The organism is Ochrobactrum chromiisoli, from assembly GCF_026241335.1.
GTDB lineage: Bacteria > Pseudomonadota > Alphaproteobacteria > Rhizobiales > Rhizobiaceae > Brucella > Brucella chromiisoli.
Map to the genome: position 1 here is coordinate 327,243 of NZ_JAPHAV010000002.1, position 20,685 is coordinate 347,927.

Consider the following 20,685-nt stretch of genomic DNA (forward strand, 5'->3'; position numbering starts at 1 on the left):
TACTCCAGATGCGTGCCGCAATAAAGGGTAAGAAGGGCAAAAGAATGTGATTGAACTATAAATAAATAGCGCCGGTGTCCCTCTGACCGGACACGGCGCTCTTATCTTCTGGATATAGTAATAATTTAAGCGCTTTTATGGGCTTTTCGTCTGCGATGCGAGTAACCGCCCTTCGATAACCTCAAAATATTGCATACTTGTGTCTTGTCTTCGGAAGGCTTTGACATCTGTGTTTGCGCATTTTGTAACATCTGCTGTGTCACTGGCCTGTCTTTTGCAGCGGGGCCAATAATAATGCTTCTCATCGATCATTCTCCCTGTTTTTGGGCGGGCCAACCACTTTCGGAGCTACCCCAACCGTTGATCAAGAATGTGCGAATGAACGAAGTATTAACCTTATTGGCGAGCTTGACAAGCACCAAATACAACCATGCGTAAGCCGTTGACTATCATATAAAAAGCCGGATCGCTCGCGCGACCCGGCTTTTAAGATTTGAACTTTTGCTATCAGTCGCGGTTGCCGGTCAGGATTTCACGCTTGCCGACATGGTTAGCCGCGCCGACAAGGCCTTCCTGTTCCATGCGCTCGACAAGTGAGGCCGCGCGGTTGTAACCAATGCCGAGGCGACGCTGAATATACGAAGTCGAGCACTTCTTGTCGCGCATGACGACTTTCACAGCCTGCTCATAAACATCATCGCCGTCTTCCGAGCCCATGGCCGAAGCGTCGAAGACTGCTGTGTCCTGTACGGCATCTTCGTCTTCTTCATCTTCCGTCACAGTCGCCAGATAATCCGGGCGTCCCTGTTCTTTGAGATGATTAACGACCTTTTCGACTTCTTCATCCGACACGAATGGGCCATGGACGCGGACGATACGGCCACCACCAGCCATATGCAGCATGTCGCCCTGACCAAGAAGCTGTTCGGCCCCCATTTCGCCGAGAATGGTGCGGCTGTCGATCTTCGAGGTAACCTGGAACGAGATACGGGTCGGGAAATTGGCCTTGATCGTACCCGTGATAACGTCGACCGATGGACGCTGCGTTGCCATGATAAGGTGGATACCAGCGGCGCGCGCCATCTGTGCAAGACGCTGCACAGCGCCTTCGATGTCCTTGCCGGCAACCATCATCAGGTCGGCCATTTCGTCGATAATCACGACGATATATGGCATTGGCGTCAGGTCGAGTTCTTCCTGAACGTAAGTAGGCTCGCCGGTTTCCTTGTCAAAGCCGGACTGCACCGTGCACATCACGGTTTCGCCCTTGCCCTTGGCAGACGCTGCACGCTGATTGAAGCCTTCGATGTTGCGAACGCCCAGACGGGCCATCTTGCGATAGCGGTCTTCCATTTCGCGCACGGCCCACTTCAAGGCGACAACCGCCTTCTTCGGATCGGTTACAACCGGCGTCAGCAAGTGCGGAATGCCATCATAGATGGAGAGTTCCAGCATCTTCGGATCAACCATGATCAGGCGGCATTCTTCCGGCTTGAAGCGGTAGAGCAGCGACAGGATCATCGTATTGATAGCAACAGACTTACCCGAACCGGTGGTGCCGGCAACGAGCAGATGAGGCATCTTTGCAAGTTCCGCGATGATCGGCTCACCACCAATGCCTTTGCCAAGGCAAAGCGGCAGGCGATAGTTCGAAGATTCGAACGTGCGCGAGTCGATCATTTCACGCAGATAGACGGTTTCGCGGTTGGCATTTGGCAATTCGATGCCAATGACATTGCGACCCGGAACCACGGCAACGCGTGCAGAGAGTGCCGACATGGAGCGGGCAATATCATCAGCAAGGCCAATCACACGTGACGACTTAACGCCGGGAGCCGGTTCAAATTCATAAAGGGTGACGACAGGGCCGGGGCGAACATGGATGATTTCACCGCGTACGCCGAAGTCTTCCAGCACGCTTTCGAGAAGGCCAGCGCTGCGCTCAAGCATTTCCTGCGTGATGACATTGCCATCCAGCGAAGGTGGCTCCTGTAACAGATCACGCGGCGGAAATTCATAGTCGCCATGCATGACAACAGTTTCCGTGCGGGGGAGGGGCTGCGGCTGATAAAGAGCGACCGGAGGGGGCGCCTTCACAGGGGTTTCGAGCTTGGGCGCTTCTGCGACAGGCGCAGGTGCTGCAACGTCTTCAACGACATGCTCCATTGCTTCAGCAACGATAGAAACGGTTTCGACTTCAACTGCTTCGCCAGCGATATCAGCGGCGGCTTCAACAGTTGCCTGCGGGGCAGCTTCTTCTACAACCACGGGCGCCTCAACTTTCACTTCTGAAACGGGGGCGGCAACGGGCTGTGACGCTGGAGCGACCTGAACCGGCTGAACAGCTTCGACAACAGGAGCAGGCTGTTCTACGACAGCAGCAGGCGCTTCCTGTGGTTTTGCCTTGTTCCATTCAACAGTGCGAAACTGTGCGATGATCGATTCTACAGTCGGCGCTACACGTTTTGGCGCTGCGACTTCTGTAATGACTGAAACAGGCTGAACAGGTGCAGAGTCAAAGCTTTCCCAAAAGGCAAAATCTGACAGATTTGCAAATGCCAAGATCGCTGCCGTCACATCGCCAGCAGGTTCATCTGCAATTTCGGGGGCGTTATCAACAGGTGCGGATGCCACAGGCTGTGCGATAATTTCTGCGGGGGCAGTCGCCAGCATAGGTGGTACGGGTGCTACGGGCGTGCGGACCATATTTTGCGAAACCGACTGCTGAAGGGCGGCAACAGCCATGGGCTGAGCTTCAGCAACTTTCGCAATCTCTACAGGCGCTGGAGCAGCTTCGACGACCGCAGCTTTAGCGCGACCATGAATATCTGGGAGATCTTCGCCGCGACGTCGAACCAGATCAATCTCAGGTGTGCGTGTAAAGCGTACATTTTCACCAAGTGAAAAATACGATTTCCAAGTGCTGTCGGAGTTTGGCGAATGCGCTCCCAACGGGTCGCGCTGCGGCTTCTGCTCAGGAGCGGACTCTGCACGATTGCCTTCAGTCTGGGGAAAATTTTCTCTTAAATTACGCATGATACCTGAACCATAGATATGTCGCCCGAATGAGCCTTAGTAATAAAAAATGAAGGTTAACAACCCCCTTCATAATTTGCTCAAAATCGACAATTTTCTCAGGCTGAATTGAAGGTGCCAGTGTTTTAAAGTTATGGTTTTTTTCGTATAAAACCCTTATTTATCAGCGGTATATGGATTAAGTTTAAACTTAAATGTTATAAATTGCAGGTATTCCTGTCATATTTACCAGTTGCTAACATACGCGCCCGGGCCATGCCGGGCGTTTTTCATCAAGACTCAGTGAATCTTAGCCAGTCGGCCAGCGATGCGCGGCTTTTACCGCCTCGACCAATAAATGCTTCCGCAGCACACATGGAGTTCAGAACTGATTCCTGTGCGGCTTCTGCTGCTGCGCGAAACAGCACATCAATCCGGTTTTCGTTAATGGCGCTGAACGCAATGAGGTCATTTGGCTCATCGTGGTCGAATGTAACAGCCGTTGAGAAGCCAAGTGCAATATCGCCACTGCCGTTGCCCCAGAATGCACCAAGCCGCGCGAGGCCTGCACCACAACGTTTCACAACGCGTTGGAGCTGACGATGCTCTAATGGAACATTGGTTGCCAATATCAGGATAACCGACCCTTTTTCGGGTTGTGGTTTGGTTTTGGGCGAGGGCATCCGACCGTCAGGCAGTATCAGGTCGCCGGCACGGCCAAAATTGGTTAATGCCAAAATGCCAAGATGGAATTCAGTGTCATCAAGTCTAATCCGTCGCGAGGCGCTGCCGATACCGCCTTTAAAGCCAAAGCAGGTCATACCGGTACCCGCGCCAACATTGCCTTGTTCAGCATCTGCCCCCGCGCTCTCAAGCGCCATTAAAGCGTGATGCTCGGTAATTGCCATCGCTTGAATATCGCTTAAAGGCCCATCATTACACTCAAGCACAACAGGATTCACCGTTGCCGTGGTCCGGCCAATATCTGGATTGTTCTCGATAGCGTGTCGGATCAACATATTGGCGCAAGTGCCGACACCGAATGTATTGGTCAGAAGAATTGGCGTTTCGAGATTGCCTAGCTCGCCGACCTGCATCAATCCGATGCTTTTGCCAAAGCCATTGATGACATCGCACGCGGCCAGCACCTTGCGCCGATAAAGGTTACCATCATGCGGCACAATAGCGGTGACGCCCGTATGAATATCACCTTCGAATAAAGTGTGATGCCCCACCAGCACGCCCGGCACATCAGTAATCGCATTTTTTGCACCGGTTGGCATGTTTCCGCAAATGATACCAAAGTCACGTGCTGTCTGCTTCATTTTGATATCCTACCTTGTTTTGAACCGGTCATAGACACTTTGAATGACTTGCGAAACACCTATTGAGCACTTTCCAGCAGTGGCATCAAAACCACACTAAAACATACTTATGCTCAATTTAAGCAAAAGTACTGTGCTATTCGTGAATTCATCATTGACTTGCGTTGTTCTGAGGCGCAGCAAAAGCAGCGTTATGAAATTTCGGCCGGACAAGGGGATCTAAGCGGCATGAAAATTACTATCGAACAAACGCTCGATCAGGCTGGAACCGGCCCTTTTCAGCGTAATCTCTTGGGCGTTTTTGGTTTGGTCTGGGCAGCCGATGCCATGCAGGTGCTTGCCGTTGGCTTTACGGCGGCATCAATTGCCATGACGTTCGGGCTCACCGTTCCGCAAGCATTACAGACGGGCACACTCTTCTTCTTAGGTATGCTGATTGGTGCCGCAGTTTTTGGCAAACTGGCCGACAAATACGGTCGCCGTCGTGTGTTGCTCATAACGGTTGGCTGCGATGCCGTCTTTGGTCTGTTGTCGGCTTTCTCTCCGAATTTTGCCATTCTGCTTGGCCTTCGCTTTCTCACAGGCGTTGCGGTTGGTGGCACATTGCCCGTCGATTACGCGATGATGGCAGAATTTCTGCCCTCTAAAAATCGTGGACGCTGGCTGGTTATGCTTGAAGGCTTTTGGGCTGTTGGCACGGTCATCATTGCTCTGGCTGCATGGGCTGCGAGCCTTGCTGGTGTCGCTGATGCGTGGCGTTACATTTTTGTGGTTACGGCTGCTCCTGCTCTCATTGGTATCTGGCTGCGTTTTTGGGTGCCAGAATCGCCAATGCATCTGCTCAAGATGGGCCAAGCCAAAGAAGCAAAAACCGTGATGAATCGCGTACTGCGTAAGAACGGCAAACCGGAACTGTCCCCGAAAGTGGTGCTTGATGCGCCACTTTTGGTCACGGATGAAAAGCTTCTTTCGCCAAATCTGCGCCAGCGCACTCTCTCAACCTTGGCGATATGGTTTCTGGTTTCTGTATCCTATTATGGCGTCTTCGCATGGATACCGGCCAAACTGGCTGGCGACGGTTTTGGTTTCGTGCGCGGTTACGGCTTTCTGGTTATCATCGCTCTCGCGCAGTTGCCGGGTTATGCGCTCGCAGCTTATGGCGTGGAAGCTTGGGGGCGGCGCAAGACACTCATCACCTTCCTGTTCATCAGCGCTGCGGCCTGTGTGCTCTTCACAGTTGCAGGCAATTCGGTTCTGATCGGCGCGTCACTTCTGATCATGAGCTTTGCACTGCTCGGCACTTGGGGCGCGCTCTACGCGTTTACTCCAGAGCTTTATCCAACGGCCTTGCGCGCAAGCGGTATGGGAGCGGCGGGTGCCATGGCGCGTCTTGGTGGCTTGCTCGCACCTTCGGCTCTTGCTCTGGTCATCAGCCAAAGCTTTAACATTGCTGTCGCAATGTTCGCAGGCCTGCTGGCTCTAGCCGGTATCATTGCTTTCTTTATCAATGTGGAAACACGAGACAAGGCGCTCAACTGATGCAAAAGTGCCCGGATTTCAGCCATGAAATCCGGGCATCTTTTTTATAAATTACTTTATTAAATAATTTCGACTTGCCGTTATTTTTTATAAGTTTTGTAGAGTTTATTTTGTGCATTAAATCTTTGCTTGGCCCTAGGGAGTTAAAAACTCCCAGCATATAATTGGAGCTATTTAGCTTTTCTGAATGTAAGATTGAAGCGGTTTCGACCCAGTTGCGGATGCTCGCCATCCTTCAATGGCAGGATACCATGATAGAAGAGCCTTGATGGTCCGCCCCAAACGACCACATCGCCATGGTGCAGCACGAGTTTGCGCACCGGATCACTGCGCTGCAATCCGCCGAATTGAAACGTCGCGGGCAATCCGAGTGATACAGAAACAATCGGATTGGTGAAATCCTTCTCGTCCTTATCCTGATGCAAAGACATTTTTGCACCGGGTTCATAACGATTGATGAGACAGGCATCGGGTGAAAAATCAAAATAACCGGCTTCTGCTGACGCGCGTTCTGCTAGGTCACGAAATGCCTCCGGCATAGAAGGCCACGGCTTTTCTGTTTCAGGATCAATGGCGCTGTAACGATATCCCTTGCGGTCTGTCACCCAGCCAAAAGCACCACAATTTGTCATAGCGACCGACATGCGAAAACCACCGGGCGTTGTCATATTCCGAAAAGACGCATCATTCTCAACATCTTGCATGGCGTTGAGAATCTTGGCTTCGTTTGCGCGCGCAAATCCCCGCAAAAGAACGGCGCCGTCGGCAAGCTTTTCTCGAGTTTCGAGCTGGGAAAACAGATCAATCATAAGGCCATTCTAACACAAAGCCGCACAAGAATGTCCCGAAAACTGCTTTCATATTATAGCCTCTCTTGACAGAGCTAAAGACTCGTAACATGTAAAGTTACATGAAAAAAGATAGCAAACTTTCGGGCGTCCTCCACGTTCTCCTTCACATGGCTGAGTATAATAAGCCCGTGACCTCCGAAGTCCTCGCAAAAGCGATGGGCACCAATCCCGTTGTCGTTCGTCGGGTCATGAGCGGTCTGCGAGAGCAGGGTTACGTGCGCTCCGAAAAAGGTCATGGTGGTGGATGGGAGATCGCTTGCGATCTTAGCAAAGTCACGCTGCATGACGTTTACAACGCCATCGGCAAACCATCGCTGCTTGCGATAAGCAATCGCACGGAAATGCCGGGTTGCCTCGTCGAGCAGGCCGTCAACGCTTCGCTCAACAAGGCGTTCAACGATGCAGAAGAGCTTTTATTGAAACGTTTTGGCGAAGTGACACTCGCCATGTTGAGCGCAGATTTTCATCAGCGCGCGATTGAACGCGGCGCAACTTTCGACTTAGAGACAGCCCATGACGCATCATGATGTGATTATTATCGGTGGCAGCTTTGCCGGACTTTCGGCGGCAACCTATGTGGCGCGCGGCAGACGCTCGGTTCACGTGATCGATGCAGGCAAACCACGCAACCGCTTTGCCGAACATTCACATGGTTTCTTCGCTCAGGATGGAAGCAGCCCGGCAGCGATGCTCGAAACGGCAAAAGAGCAGGTTAAAGCCTATCCGGCTGTAAGAGTAACGGAGGGGAAAGCTGTAAACGGAACCGGGCAGATTGATGACTTCTAGATTGAACTGGATACAGGCGAAGTCGTCAGTGGGCGCAGACTGATCTTCGCCTTCGGCATTTCTGACGTTTTGCCAGATTTAACGGGGTTGGCTGAACGTTGGGGCAAATCGGTTATTCATTGCCCCTATTGCCATGGCTACGAGTTTAGCGGCAAAAAACTCGGCGTGTTGAACCTATCGCCAATGTCGTCTCATCAAGCCATGCTTATCTCCGAATGGGGACCGACCACATTCTATCTGAACGGCGGTGAAGAGCCTGATGCCGCAACTTTGGCAGAACTGGAAAAGCGCGGCGTCACTATTGAAGCAAAACCAGTCGCAGGCATAAGAGGTGAGGGAACATCCATCTCCGAGATCGAACTTGCTGACGGTCGCCTGTTGCAAGCTGACGCATTATTCATTGGACCATCCAATCGCCTAAACAGCCCGCTCGCTGAGCAATTCGGCTGGCGTTTCCGCCCATCGGTCTTTGGTATTTTAGATTTATATCACTTTATAAGAAAACGGGGCTAAAGCCCCGTTTTTATTTAATTTAGTCGTTTGTACCAAACCGCTCTTCGCTCAGCGCTGCGGCCATGAGAGCCTTCGTATAATCCTCATGCGGATTATCGAAAACCTGTTCTGTATCGCCCTGTTCGACAATCTTTCCGTTCTTCATCACGATTACATAATCCGACACTGCGCGAACCACTGCCATGTCATGGCTGATGAAGAGATAGGAAAGGCCGTGTTCCTTCTGCAGATCACGCAGGAGCGTCACAATCTGCTTTTGGACAGAACGATCCAGTGCACTTGTCGGCTCATCAAGCACGATCACCTTTGGCTTCAGGATCATTGTGCGTGCAATGGCGATACGCTGGCGCTGGCCGCCAGAGAACTCGTGCGGGTAGCGATTGCGCATGATAGGGTCCATGCCAACTTCACGAAGCGCTTCCTGTGCACGGCGGTCGCGTTCTTTGGCGGAAAGGTTTGGCTCGTGGATCAGAAGTCCTTCGGTGATGATCCGACCCACAGTCATGCGAGGACTTAACGAACCGAACGGATCCTGAAACACCAGTTGCAACTCGCGCCGCTTTGGCCGCATGGCTTGCGGGTCGGTCGGCAGCTCCTTACCAAGATAGGCAATCCGCCCCTCGGAGCAGAGAAGGCGCAGGATCGCGCGTCCAAGCGTGGATTTACCAGAACCGGATTCACCCACGATGCCGATGGTCTGCCCTTCCTTCAATGTCAGCGAAACATCGTTCACTGCGGTCATATAGGTGGGCGCCCCAATCCATGGCTTATTGATAAGGAAGTTTACCTTCACATTGTCGGCACGGATCAAGACGGGTGCTTCAGCAGGGGGCGACTGTTTTTCGCCTTCTGGTTCTGCATCAAGAAGCATCTTGGTGTAAGGATGCTCCGGCGCTGCGAAAAGCTGCTCGGTCGGGTTGGTTTCCACCACTTCGCCAGACCGCATCACATAAACACGGTCGGCAAAGCGGCGAACGATGCCCAGATCATGCGTGATAAACACCACGGCCATACCGAGACGCTTCTGCAAGTCGGCCAGCAGATCGAGAATCTGCGCTTGAATGGTAACATCCAATGCCGTTGTCGGCTCATCTGCAATGAGGATATCCGGCTCATTGGCAAGCGCCATGGCGATCATAACACGCTGGCGCTGGCCACCAGAAAGCTCATAGGGATAGCTGTCGATACGGCGTTCCGGTTCGGGAATACCGACCAGTTTCAACAGTTCAAGGATGCGTGGGCGTGCCTGCTTTTTGCTCATACCGCCGTGATAACGCAGTGGCTCTGCCAGCTGATCGCCGATCCGATACAGTGGATCGAGCGAGGTCATCGGCTCCTGAAAGATCATGGTAATCTTCGCACCACGAATTTTGTTAAGCGCGCGATGAGGCATTCCGATCAGGTCCTGACCGCGATAAAGCGCCTGTCCGCTCGCTCTGCCGTTCTGAGCCAGAAGCCCCATCATCGCCATGGTGGTCTGGCTCTTGCCGGAACCGGATTCACCGACGATTGCGATTGTTTCGCCAGCTTTAACATCAAGATTGATGCCGCGCACGGCATCGACCGGGCCATCATGTGTATCGAAGGTTACACGCAGATCGCGAACGCTCAGAATAGTTTCTTTTGTCATCTCAGCGATCCTTCGGGTCAAGGCTGTCGCGCAGGCCGTCGCCAAGGAAGTTCAGCGCAAACAGTATGATGGTGAGGGTTAGGGCAGGCCAGATAAGAAGCCAGCTTGCGCCGCGCATGTTCTGAGCACCTTCCGAGATAAGAAGCCCGAGCGAGGTGAGGGGATCTTGCACACCCAATCCAAGGAATGAGAGTAGGCTTTCAAGCAGAATAGCCTTTGGAACAAGCAATGTAACAAAGACGATCACCGGACCGAGCGCATTGGGAATGATGTGACGCGTAATGATGCCGCGCCGTGTTGCGCCCAAAGCTTCGGCTGCCTGCACAAACTCCTGCCGCTTGAGACTAAGCGTTTGCCCACGCACGATACGCGCCATATCCAGCCACTCTGTCGCGCCGATAGCGATAAAGATGATGAAGATCGATCGCCCAAAGAAGACAAGCAGCAATATCACGAAGAAAATGAATGGAAGCGAATAGAGAATGTCGACAAGCCGCATCATGACATTATCGATACGACCGCCGAGATACCCCGAAATCGCACCATAACCGACGCCAAGCACCAGCGCCATTGCCGAAGCGAGCAGTCCAATGGCAAGCGAAATACGCACACCAATAAAAATGCGCGTCATCAAATCGCGGCCAAGATTATCCGTCCCGAGCACAAAATAATTGCGCGCCACATTGAGCGTCAGCTTGCCCGAAAGACCATCGCTTGCAAGTTCAATCTTCGGATTGCTGAACAGATCGGAGCGTTGGAAATAACGCAGTACACGCTCATCAGTTGGGCGCTGCGCTGTGAAATCGACAACGACACTGTTGCCGGTCAGTTCCGGTTCACCGGTAGGCTGAAGCCTTGCACGCGCAAGTTCGCGCTCCAGTCCGGGCATAATTGTATCCGCGCGCGGATAGGCTTCAAGACTTGGAGCCACACGCACAAATTGCGGGTAAATTTTATCATAGGGATGTGGGCTGACCATCGGTCCGAAGATGCCTACAAGTGCAAGAACGATCAGCACGACGGCGCTCGTAACCGCCGCTTTGTTCTTGCGAAGACGAAGCCATGCATCCTGCCAGAGTGAACGGCCTTGGATAGAGCCGAGTTTTTCGGTTTCTACTGCTGCTGTAAAATCAGTCATAGCGTACCCTCGGATCAAGCCATGCATAAAGAAGATCGACGATCAGGTTGAACACCACAACAAAAATCGAGATGACGACAACCGTGCCCATGACGAGGGTATAATCGCGGCTCAGAGCGCCCTGTACAAAATAACGTCCAATGCCGGGAATGCCGAAAATGGTTTCGACCACAACAGAGCCGGTGAGCAAACCGGCAGCCGTCGGCCCAAGATAAGATACGGCGGGCAACATGGCCGCACGCAAAGCATGGACACCAACCACCACACGTGCCGGAAGGCCATAAGCACGTGCTGTACGGACGTGATTGGCGCGCAACGCCTCAATGGTTGCACCGCGTACAAGACGAGCAATAACGCCAACCTGCGGCAGCGCCAATGTCAGAACCGGCAATATCCAATAGAGGACATTGGCCGACGACCAGCCACCAGCCGGAACCCATCCAAGAATAACACCAAAAAGCAGGCTTAGAAGAGGGGCAACGACGAAATTAGGCGTTGTAATACCGAAAGTGGCTAATGCCACAACGAAATAGTCAATGCTTGAGTTCTGTCTCAGTGCTGCCATCGTGCCCAGAAAGGTGCCAAGAATGGCAGCCAGAATGAGACCGAGCGAACCAAGCATGACCGATACTGGAAGACCAGACGCAAACAGGTCATTCACGGTAAAGTCACGTCGCGTGAAGCTCGGGCCCAAATCCCCCTGCACAAGATTGCCAAGATAAATAAGGTACTGCTGCCAGAGCGGCGCATCCATATTATAGGCTTTTTTGAGGTTTTCGAGGATCAAGGGATCAATCGGGCGTTCAAGATCGAACGGGCCGCCCGGCGCAAGCCGGATAAGAAAGAAAGTCAGTGTGACGATGATAAAGATAGTTGGTATTGCACTACCCAATCGTCGGAGCGTGTAGCCCAGCATTTTTATTTTCCCTTCTTTGCCGAGCCACGCGTGCAGCCCGGCAAATCCCATTAAGGGCGTTGTTTTTATTTAGCCTTTTATCGATAGCCAGCGTGTGGCATGCGAATTGATCAGGTTGTTGTCGTAGCCTTTGACTTTGTCGGCAACCAACGCCGTAGATGAATAATACAGCAGAGGAATAGAAGCCCCTTGCTGAAGCAAAATATTCTCCGCATCGGCAAGGATTTTGGCTCGCTCGCCTAAATCTGTTGTGATGGCCGATTTCTTCATGAGCGCGTCATAGTCCTTGTTCGACCATTGCGCATAATTGAAGAAACTGTCGGTCGTGAAGAGTGAGAGGAACGAGTTTGGATCGTTGTAGTCACCAACCCAGCCATCACGCGCGATATCGAACATGCCTTTCTGCTCAAGATAATTAAAATAAGTCGTACCATCGGCCTCGTCGAGCGTAGCGCTGATGCCGATATCCTTAAGCATGTCGGCAATGGCCGCCATGGTGTTCTTATGGTTTTCCGATGTGCTATATTTTAGCACTACCGATAGGCTTCCCGGCGTGACACCCGCTTCTTCAAGCAGTTTTTTTGCCTCGTCTTCCCGATCAAGGATGTCCGTTTTCGCGTAACTGAGTTGCGGCCCATTTTTGACGTAATTGTTGATGCCAGGAGGCACCATTGAGTGAGCTGGCAGCATTGTTCCGCGCCACACTTCCTGTGCCAGAAAATCGCGATCAATCGTCATGCCAATAGCTTGCCTGACGCGCGGATCGCGCAACTTGCTGGAAGGCTCACCTTTGATGTCGATATAATAGATGCCAAGCAAGGGGGCCTGACGGAAAGCGGTACCAAAATTGGCTTTCACATAATCCATTTGCTCGGCAGCAACATCAGAGCAGATATCGACTTCTTTTGCCTCGAAACGACGCATGCAACTGGAGCGATCCTGAAACGGCATCCAGTTTACCTGATCGATCTGAACATGGTCGGCATCCCAATAATAGGGATTTTTCTTCATGACGATCTTGTCGTTGGGATTGAAGCTGACAAGCTGATAAGCGCCATTGCTGATCATATGGCCCGGCTGGCTAAACTTTGCTCCAAATTCCTTTACGGCTTTTGGATTGACCGGCAATGCGGTGTTATGCGTCAGCAATTGAATAAAATACGGAGTAGGGGCGTTCAGCGTGATCTGGAGCGTTTTGTCATCTAGCGCTTTCACGCCGAGCTGATCGACATCGGCATGACCGGTAGCAACTTGCTCGGCGTTCTTGATTGAATAAAAGATGCTGGCATAGCCTGCAGCCGTTTTGGGGTCCATCAGACGGCGAAAAGAAAACTCGAAATCACCTGCCGTTACGGGATCGCCGTTTGACCATTTGGCATTTTCACGCATATGAAACGTGTAGGTGAGGCCATCGGGCGAAATTTCCCATGATGTTGCGGCACCGGGTATTGCTCTGCCATTGCTGTCCTGCGCGACCAAACCCTCATAAAGATCTATTAAAACACGATTTTCCTGAACTGTTGTTATGAGTTGCTGATCCAAAGTCGAAGGATCCATATCATTGCCACGGTTAAGCACAATTGCAGCAGACGCGGCGCTGCCGAGCGAAATCAGGCAAACGCCTGCCAATAAAATTCTGCGAACCATCGAAAACTCCCATAAAGCTTTAAAAATATCTGCCCCATGAAAAGAGGGGCCCTCCGACCCTCCCAGGTCGAAAGAAAAAGAAGGCCGCGCCCGAAGGCGCAGCCCAAACTGAAAATTTATTGTTTGAACGAGAGCCAGCGGGTCTTGTGGCTGTCCATAAGATTATCGTTCCAGCCGTCGAGCTTGTCAGAAACGAGCGCGCGGGAAGAATAATAAAGGATTGGAATATTGCTCATATCGTCGAGCTTGAGCTGCTCGGCTTCAGCCAGCACCTTTGCGCGTGCATCAAGGTCAAGAATCTTGGCCGCTTCAGCCATCTTCGCATCATATTCCGGGTTTTTCACCTTGGAATAATTGAAGCTGACATCGCTCTGAGCAATATAGAGGAAATTCTGCGGGTCGTTATAGTCACCGATCCAGCCGGCACGGGCAATATCGAACGGGCCATCTTCACGCAGGAAGTTGAAGTAGGTTGCGCCTTCTGTTTCGTTCAACGATGCCTTGATGCCGATATTGCTGAGCTGGTCAGCAATTGCTGCCATCGTATTTTTATTGTTTTCCGACGTGTTGTAGAGCAATTCAATCGAAAGCGTATTCGGCTCAACGCCCGCTTCTTTCAAAAGCTCTTTTGCCTTGTCTTCACGATCCAGCATGTCGTCGGAATAGTCGAGCTTCGGCGCATCCTTGACGTAATGGTTGATACCCGGAGGAACCAGCGAATAGCCCGGAAGCATAGTGCCCTGCCAAACCTGATCAGCAATGAAGTCACGATCAATTGCCATGGAAATAGCCTGACGAACGCGTGGGTCTTTCAGCTTGCTGTCGGCGGTCTTGCCTTTGACAGGCAGATAATAAACGCCGAGATAAGGTGCCATACGGAATTCGCTGGCGAGGTTCTTCTTCACATAATCCATTTGTTCGGCTGGAACGTCCGAGCAGACCTGAACTTCCTTGGCCTCAAAACGGCGCATGCAGCTGGCGCGATCTTCGAACGGAATCCAGTTGATGGTGTCGATCTTGACCTGATCCGCTTCGTAGTAATTCGGGTTCTTCTTCATGACGATCTTGTCATTCGGCGTGAAGCTGATCAGCTGATAAGCGCCATTTGTCACCATCTTGCCCGGTGTCGTAAACTTGTCGCCATTCTCTTCAACGCTCTTCTTATGGAGCGGAAAGCTCGTTTGATGCGTCAGAAGCTCAAGGAAATATGGAGCAGGGGAGTTCAGTGTCACCTTCAGCGTGTGATCATCAACCGCTTCAACACCAAGTTCATCGCCGGGCTTTTTGCCGCTGGCAACATCTTCAGCATTTTTAATCACGAACAACATGCTGGCATAGCCGGCAGCAGTCTTAGGGTCCATCAGACGGTGAAAAGCAAAGTTGAAGTCTTCAGCCGTCACTGGATCGCCATTTGACCATTTTGCATCGTCGCGAAGATGGAAGGTGTAAACCAGACCATCATCGGAAATATCCCATGATTTCGCAACTCCCGGAACAGCCTCCCCATTGGCATTCTGGATCGTCAATCCGTCATAAAGGTCACGCAGGACATTACTTTCAGAAACCGAGGACGTTCGATGATGATCAAGCGTTGCCGGATCGGTGTCATTGCCACGGTTCAGAACAACTTCAGCGGAAGCTGCACCCATAAGCACGGCGAGGCATACGCCTGTCAGTAAGGTTTTGCGGAACACGAAGAACTCCTCCTGAGTAATATTCGAAATGCCATGCATCTTATGGATAAGATTTTCTCTTGCAAGAGAAGTTATCAACTTGCTGAATAATCAACTTTATTCCCAGCTTAAATGCTAATTTAGATCGCAAAAAACCAGTACGCTGGTGTTTAATTTAGCAAGCGAAACGTAGCATTTCATATCTGATGATAAAAAGAAAACCCCACATATTTGGTGTTTTTGGGCAACGCGCGACCACCACGACTTACTCAAGAGGAAAATAATTCGCCTAAGTTTTGATCATTGCCATCACGCTGTGGAAAACTAACCTGTGATGCGATGTCCGGGCGAGATTTGGCGCTGGCAAACAGCGCTTCATATATCGGGCGCAGTCGGCACGGATGTTTCGTGCTCTTGTGGCAAATCAAATCTCACTTTATGACACTGCTACTAGTTCCATAACCTATCTTATGCGATTTAATCTTGTAGCTTAATCTTGTATCCGCGCCCCAGAAGTTATAGCACGCAGTGAAAAGGTGCTGGCGCATATAAAAGCGGCAGAATAACAGTAGTCCCTTTAGGGTCATTGCGTGTATCCATATTGCGTGAGAGTGTCACTTTTGCCATGTGACAGATACACCTTTGTCGGTTGCTCCATCTTCTGAAAGGACATCCTCAATGAAGTGCCTACGCATCTACGCCTCGCCAGACGGTGAATCTCATTTTGATGAGATTGATTTGCCAACCACTAAGAGATCAGTGCATCCGGAAGCGGCCCCCTTTGACGTGACCGCCAGCTATCCAGCCTCTCGCGTGCGTATCACTCATATCCCAGCGGGGATGCGAGAAGTGGCGTGGCACAAGGTGCCGGAACCAGTCCTGACTGTTAGACTTGATGGCTCAGTTGAATACGAAACGAGTGACGGCGAAATACGACATGTTTCGGCTGGTAGCTTTGTATTAGTCACTGACACACATGGTAAAGGCCATTTGTCACGTCATTCACCAGAAGCGCAAACAGTAATCTGGATATCATTACCCAACGGCCTTGAATTGCCGTCCTCGAAATGATCCTCAATAGCATAATGTTTAAGAGGCGTATCAACCCGCCCCTGTTCAGGCTTTGCAACCCCGACCTGCCAGCCTGACGGGGGCTTGCTGTTGTGTGCGTCATCACAATGACATTTCAACTTGGTCGCCCCAAATCTTGTAGCTTGGGTGGGTTCTCGTTTGAAGTGCGACTTGCAAATGATAACATAGCTTACACAAAGCCTTTATGATCGCAGTGCAGTGGCAATCCGCATGCGGAGCGTCATCAGCGCCGGAACCATTGAAGCTGCCGCTGCAACAGCGATAAAGCCGAGAACGAGCCAGACATCGCTCATCGCAAACTCCACAGGCATTCTGACCGCCGTTGTTGCCGTAAGCCATGATGTGATGGCTTGTGCGACTGCATACCCAATTGCCAGCCCAAGAAATATCCCTAGAAGCAGCAGGAAAAACAACTCACCCCAGACAATTGCCATGATAGAGCGGACCGGCGCACCAAGCGCCCGTAATGCCCCTATCTGACGTTTACGCGCGCCGATATGCATGACCGCAACCAGCAACAAGGCGAAAACCACAATGACCTGTGTGCTGATGGCGATACCAAGCAGCAGATTGCGGGCATCCCCCAATGTTGAATAAAGCCGCGTGAGGACCTCTGCCGGAAAGATCGCCAATGTCCGATCAGAGCGATATTCTTGACGCAGCCGGTAAGCATCCGCAATGGTCTTCGGCTTGACGAGAATAGAAGGGATACCTGGGCTGTCGGCATCGAAACTCTCGTCAAGGGCGGCATCGGTATTAATCTCGTGATCATGGTCAGCATGAGTGTGCTCTTCATGAGCCTCCATACCATGCAGCTGCCACACTGTGCGAATGGGCACCAGAATGGACCGATCCCATGCCGTGCCTGTCGGTGCCATTTTTCCTGCTACATGATAGCTCAATTCGGTATGTGCGTGTCCGCCGGTTTCGACAGTGCCGTGCATAGGATTGACCTTGGCTCCAACTGGCAGATTGACCGCCGAACCGATAACCGCTTCGCCCAAACGCGAGAATAGCGCGCCTTCGGCAAGTTTCGGCGACAAGGCCGAGATGAGCGCGGTTGTTGTGCCGACAATCGGAAAACCCATTGCGCTGTCACCAAAGCCAATGGGTGCCGCAAAAGCCACGCGATCATCATCGGCAAGCTTACCCAGCATCGCACCAGACATCAGCGGCAAAGGTGATGGTTGCAAAAAGACGGATGACAATGTGAGCTGCGTGTCACTTCCGGCAGCACCGATCACAAGGTCAAACTTGTCCGATGCACGCGCCGTGCCAAGCCGCACCGCCCTCTCCTGCAAAGTGACAACAGAGCTTAAAGCAACCGACAACGCCAAAAGAACTATGATCGCAACGGCACCACTCCAGAAACGGCGTAGATCGGCAAGAATGAATGCAATCATGATAATGCTGTCTCCGCACTGTCGCTTGCAATCCTTCCACCTTCAAGGCAAATGCGGCGCTGCAAATATTGCATCAACTGCGGATCATGCGTGACAACAACCAATGTCGCCTTCTCCTCGCTCGCAAGCCGCACCAGAAGCTCTGCAACATCGGCACCGGTTTTCTGATCCAAACTTGCTGTTGGCTCATCAGCCACGATCACACCGGGCTTTGAAAGAAGCGCGCGCGCAATCGCCACGCGCTGCATTTCACCGCGCGACAAGGTTTCGATATGCTGGGCAGGTCGTGCAATACCGACCGTTTCAAGCAATTGAAGAGCCCGTGCGCGATCTTCAGCCTTCACCCTGCCACTCAGTTTGAGTGGCAAAAGCACGTTGGCCAGCGCTGACAGGCCGGGAAACAGATGGAAATCCTGCATCACAAGCCCGATATTCCGGGCGCGAAAGGCATCGCGCTTGAAGGCAGACAAGCTGCTGATTTCCGTTCCACCCCAGACGACTTTTCCAGTCTTGATCGGCTCAAGGCCAGTTATGGCATTGACCAGCGTGCTTTTGCCCGAGCCAGATGCTCCTGTGATCGCCAGATGACCACCAGCGACCAGATTGAATTTTTCAATGGCAAGAACCGGTAGCTCAAGCCCCGGAAAGCGCACTTCCAGATTGGCAATATCGAGTGACAACCCCAAATGCTTGATAAGGTTCATCATCAGACCGTTTTGAAGGAAGCGTTACGCAGGCGAATTTGACTGACAAAGCCCGTTTCTGGATCGGTCCAGGAGCCATATTCCAGTGTGCCCGATGTCAAGATCGGCGCATTGAACTGCACAAATGTCTGTTTGGACGCCAGATAGACGACGATGATATTATCCGGCCAGTCGGAATCCGACGAGCAAAACGGGCAGATCGACATCGGAATTTCGGTCAGAACGAAGAAATTGGCCTCCGCCTTGAGTGGCGGCGCCATGAACCCGCTGATTGCCACTTCTTTGCCGGAAGCGCTTTTGACCTGATCGGAGAATTCCAGGCCCAGAACGCCAAAGCTTTTATAAAGATTATCGAAACCAAGCTGCTCCGCGCCATTGGCCTTGTTAGCAATGCACATCAAGGGCACGGTTGCCAATGCGCCAAGCGTGAATTGCCTGCGATTGAAATGCTGTCCTGCGCGCATCTTGTACTCCCGGACTAAATGGACAGGCGGCTTGCCCGCCTGCCCTCATTTCAACGTGATTACTCGGACTTTGTTTTGCCAAGCGCGAAAGTGTCAGCGAGCACGCGGTAAACATCGCTCTGTTCCATGTAGCCACGCAGCTCCTCAGAACCTGGACCCGTTGCCTGCAGAACGACATCGTCGACCGCGTGAACGCCGCTATCATCTTCTTTCGGGATGTTGCCCTGAACAAAGACTGCGCCCGGAACGCCCTTATAGGCTTCATTGGCTACATATTCGCCCTTCTCATTCTTAACAGCAGGCACGAAAGCGCCATCCATTTTTGGACGGAAGGTTTCATAATGATCCGGGCCATTGTTGGCCGAAAGGAACAGACGACGCGACACGTCGATACGATCCGGGTAACCGTCGCCATTGGTGTCTTCGTAATTCGGGAATCCGGCGGCATCATAAGTGCCGACCTTTTCGCGCATTTCATCCCCCGGCTTTTCATCATCGACCGTACCGATGATCGCAACGCCATGGGTATGATCGCCGGTGACAATGATCAGCGTATCCGGATTCTTTTCAGCAAATTCACGGGCAACCCCAACAGCCTTGTCGAACTCAATGGTTTCGACCAGTGCGCGGTCCCAATCCAGCGGATGACTCATCTTATCCACCGACGCAGCTTCAACCATCAGGAAGAATCCTTCCGGATTTTTGGAGAGCTTTTCGAGAGCAGTCTTGGTCATTTCCACAAGACCCGGCTGGTTCGGGAATTTGTCAACCGTGCCCTTCTTGAGGAATTCACGATCAAGCGTCACATCGAGGTTGCCAGTATGGAAAAGACCGAGCAACTTATCCTGATTGGACGTACCCGATGCAGCAAGCTCATCCTTGCTTGTAACCAGCGCGTAACCGGCATCCTTGAACAACTGGATATAGTCCTTGTCGTCCTTGCGCTTGGAACCCGGAACATCCTTGGCGAGGAAATAAGCCGACCCACCACCCAAAAGCACGTCCGGCTTCACATTATACATCATGCCGACAATATCAGCCTTGTCGGAACGCTTGCGTGTGTGTGCAACCAATGCCGCAGGCGTGGCGTCCTCAAGTTCGGCTGTTGAAACAATGCCAATCGACTTTTTGGTTTCGCGCCGCAGAGCCTCTGCAATGGTTTCGACCTTTGGATCGTCCTGGGTATCAGGCGTGCGGTCAGCATAAACGCCAAGTGCATTCACGCGTGACTTATGCCCCGTCATATAAGCCGACATGGTGTTGGCACTGTCAGTTGCAATCGAATGGGTGGACGATGTGCCAATGAAAGCGACTGGCGGAATATCATCCATGTTGAGGCGGCCATTGGCCTTCCCCTCAGTCATGCCCTTCGACATAATACGGGCGCCGGTACGGTGAGCAACCGAGAGACCGTCAGCAAGCAGGAAGATAATATTCTTCGCCTTGGCTTCCTTGCCGGTCGAGTAAACATCCCAGTTGACAGACCTGGTTTCATCACCGGCGGAAACTTCAACCTTATAATCGCCAGCCTTGCCGATTGTCAGGCCACGCAGAATAAGCGCAGAACCCAGAACCTTATCTTCAGCCCCCTTTTCTTCAGCGGTAAAGTCGGCTTTGCTGCCGAATACAGCCTCGTAGTCCTGACCATTGACGGTAACTTTCACGTCCTCGGGCTTCACGACCTTATCGAACTCAACCTTGAAATCGAAAGGCGAATTAACAAGGATTGTCGCCCGGTCAATCGGGTAGACGGTTGCAGCGCCAGCCGCTGTCGTCAGCATGGTTGCGGAGGCAAGAGAGAGAAGCAGTCTGCGCATATCAAGAATCTCCACTGTGTAAAGCGTGTGGAGACGCTGATAAGAAAAATAGATGACACTGGTATAACAGTCGGGCCGTTTAGGCTCAGGACTCATCAACTAAAACGATTGCGGCAGCATTCTGTGAAAGCCATTCATTTTATTTGATAAAGCAATTAAATCCGCAATATCG

General features: G+C 51.9%; 18 protein-coding genes. 5 read left to right on the top strand and 13 right to left on the bottom strand.

What is annotated here, in order from left to right; all coding sequences use genetic code 11:
- Positions 1-125 precede the first annotated feature (125 nt).
- From OPR82_RS08400 to OPR82_RS08410, 3 genes are all read right to left on the bottom strand, one after another.
- Positions 126-305, bottom strand: coding sequence for a hypothetical protein (locus OPR82_RS08400; RefSeq protein WP_265984251.1), 180 nt, complete (start codon positions 303-305; stop codon positions 126-128).
- Between the two features lie 202 nt (positions 306-507).
- Positions 508-3,036 carry a DNA translocase FtsK gene (locus tag OPR82_RS08405; protein ID WP_265984252.1) on the bottom strand — a complete coding sequence of 843 codons (2,529 nt, stop codon included), beginning with the start codon at positions 3,034-3,036 and terminating at the stop codon, positions 508-510.
- A 272-nt stretch (positions 3,037-3,308) separates the two neighbouring features.
- The gene (locus OPR82_RS08410) at positions 3,309-4,340 is read right to left on the bottom strand and encodes a DmpA family aminopeptidase (RefSeq protein ID WP_265984253.1); all 1,032 of its coding nucleotides are present in this window, start codon (positions 4,338-4,340) and stop codon (positions 3,309-3,311) included.
- A gap of 228 nt (positions 4,341-4,568) precedes the next feature.
- Between OPR82_RS08410 and OPR82_RS08415 the strand changes: the two genes are divergently transcribed.
- Entirely contained in the window at positions 4,569-5,879 is a 1,311-nt protein-coding gene (locus tag OPR82_RS08415) for an MFS transporter (RefSeq protein WP_265984254.1), read from the top strand.
- 170 nt (positions 5,880-6,049) lie between these two features.
- Here OPR82_RS08415 and alkB read toward each other — a convergent pair whose 3' ends face one another.
- Positions 6,050-6,688, bottom strand: coding sequence for a DNA oxidative demethylase AlkB (alkB, locus tag OPR82_RS08420; RefSeq protein ID WP_265984255.1), 639 nt, complete (start codon positions 6,686-6,688; stop codon positions 6,050-6,052).
- A 101-nt stretch (positions 6,689-6,789) separates the two neighbouring features.
- Here alkB and OPR82_RS08425 point away from each other — a divergent pair, with 101 nt between their 5' ends.
- The 3 genes from OPR82_RS08425 (at position 6,790) to OPR82_RS08435 (ending at position 8,029) form a co-directional block, all read left to right on the top strand.
- Entirely contained in the window at positions 6,790-7,257 is a 468-nt protein-coding gene (locus OPR82_RS08425; protein ID WP_265984256.1) for an Rrf2 family transcriptional regulator, read from the top strand.
- The gene (locus OPR82_RS08430; RefSeq protein ID WP_265984257.1) at positions 7,244-7,516 is read left to right on the top strand and encodes an FAD-binding protein; all 273 of its coding nucleotides are present in this window, start codon (positions 7,244-7,246) and stop codon (positions 7,514-7,516) included. The genes OPR82_RS08425 and OPR82_RS08430 overlap by 14 nt, the downstream gene beginning before the upstream one ends.
- Positions 7,517-7,603: 87 nt before the next feature.
- Entirely contained in the window at positions 7,604-8,029 is a 426-nt protein-coding gene (locus OPR82_RS08435) for a hypothetical protein (protein WP_265984258.1), read from the top strand.
- A gap of 19 nt (positions 8,030-8,048) precedes the next feature.
- Here the strand turns inward: OPR82_RS08435 and OPR82_RS08440 are convergent, their stop codons facing one another.
- The 5 genes from OPR82_RS08440 to OPR82_RS08460 form a co-directional block, all read right to left on the bottom strand.
- Positions 8,049-9,659 (bottom strand): ABC transporter ATP-binding protein, encoded by a 1,611-nt coding sequence (locus tag OPR82_RS08440; protein ID WP_265984259.1) that lies wholly within the window; start codon positions 9,657-9,659, stop codon positions 8,049-8,051.
- Between the two features lies 1 nt (position 9,660).
- Positions 9,661-10,797 (bottom strand): ABC transporter permease, encoded by a 1,137-nt coding sequence (locus OPR82_RS08445; RefSeq protein ID WP_265984260.1) that lies wholly within the window; start codon positions 10,795-10,797, stop codon positions 9,661-9,663.
- Positions 10,790-11,713: an ABC transporter permease subunit gene (locus OPR82_RS08450; protein WP_265984262.1), complete on the bottom strand. Its 924-nt coding sequence runs from the start codon at positions 11,711-11,713 to the stop codon at positions 10,790-10,792. Before OPR82_RS08450 ends, OPR82_RS08445 begins: the two co-directional genes overlap by 8 nt.
- 69 nt (positions 11,714-11,782) lie before the next feature.
- On the bottom strand, positions 11,783-13,360 hold the full coding sequence (locus tag OPR82_RS08455) for a peptide ABC transporter substrate-binding protein (protein WP_265984263.1): 1,578 nt from the start codon (positions 13,358-13,360) through the stop codon (positions 11,783-11,785).
- A 116-nt stretch (positions 13,361-13,476) separates the two neighbouring features.
- The gene (locus OPR82_RS08460; RefSeq protein ID WP_265984264.1) at positions 13,477-15,054 is read right to left on the bottom strand and encodes a peptide ABC transporter substrate-binding protein; all 1,578 of its coding nucleotides are present in this window, start codon (positions 15,052-15,054) and stop codon (positions 13,477-13,479) included.
- 657 nt (positions 15,055-15,711) lie between these two features.
- Here OPR82_RS08460 and OPR82_RS08465 point away from each other — a divergent pair.
- Complete coding sequence (locus tag OPR82_RS08465) at positions 15,712-16,104, top strand: cupin domain-containing protein (RefSeq protein WP_265984265.1); 393 nt, start codon at positions 15,712-15,714, stop codon at positions 16,102-16,104.
- A 203-nt stretch (positions 16,105-16,307) separates the two neighbouring features.
- Here the strand turns inward: OPR82_RS08465 and OPR82_RS08470 are convergent, their stop codons facing one another.
- The 4 genes from OPR82_RS08470 to OPR82_RS08485 are packed head-to-tail and all read right to left on the bottom strand — an operon-like array spanning position 16,308 to position 20,513.
- Entirely contained in the window at positions 16,308-17,528 is a 1,221-nt protein-coding gene (locus tag OPR82_RS08470; protein ID WP_265984266.1) for an ABC transporter permease, read from the bottom strand.
- Positions 17,525-18,235, bottom strand: coding sequence for an ABC transporter ATP-binding protein (locus OPR82_RS08475; RefSeq protein WP_265984267.1), 711 nt, complete (start codon positions 18,233-18,235; stop codon positions 17,525-17,527). Before OPR82_RS08475 ends, OPR82_RS08470 begins: the two co-directional genes overlap by 4 nt.
- Entirely contained in the window at positions 18,235-18,696 is a 462-nt protein-coding gene (locus tag OPR82_RS08480; protein ID WP_265984268.1) for a hypothetical protein, read from the bottom strand. The genes OPR82_RS08475 and OPR82_RS08480 overlap by 1 nt, the downstream gene beginning before the upstream one ends.
- 59 nt (positions 18,697-18,755) lie before the next feature.
- Entirely contained in the window at positions 18,756-20,513 is a 1,758-nt protein-coding gene (locus tag OPR82_RS08485; RefSeq protein ID WP_265984269.1) for an alkaline phosphatase, read from the bottom strand.
- Positions 20,514-20,685 lie beyond the last annotated feature (172 nt).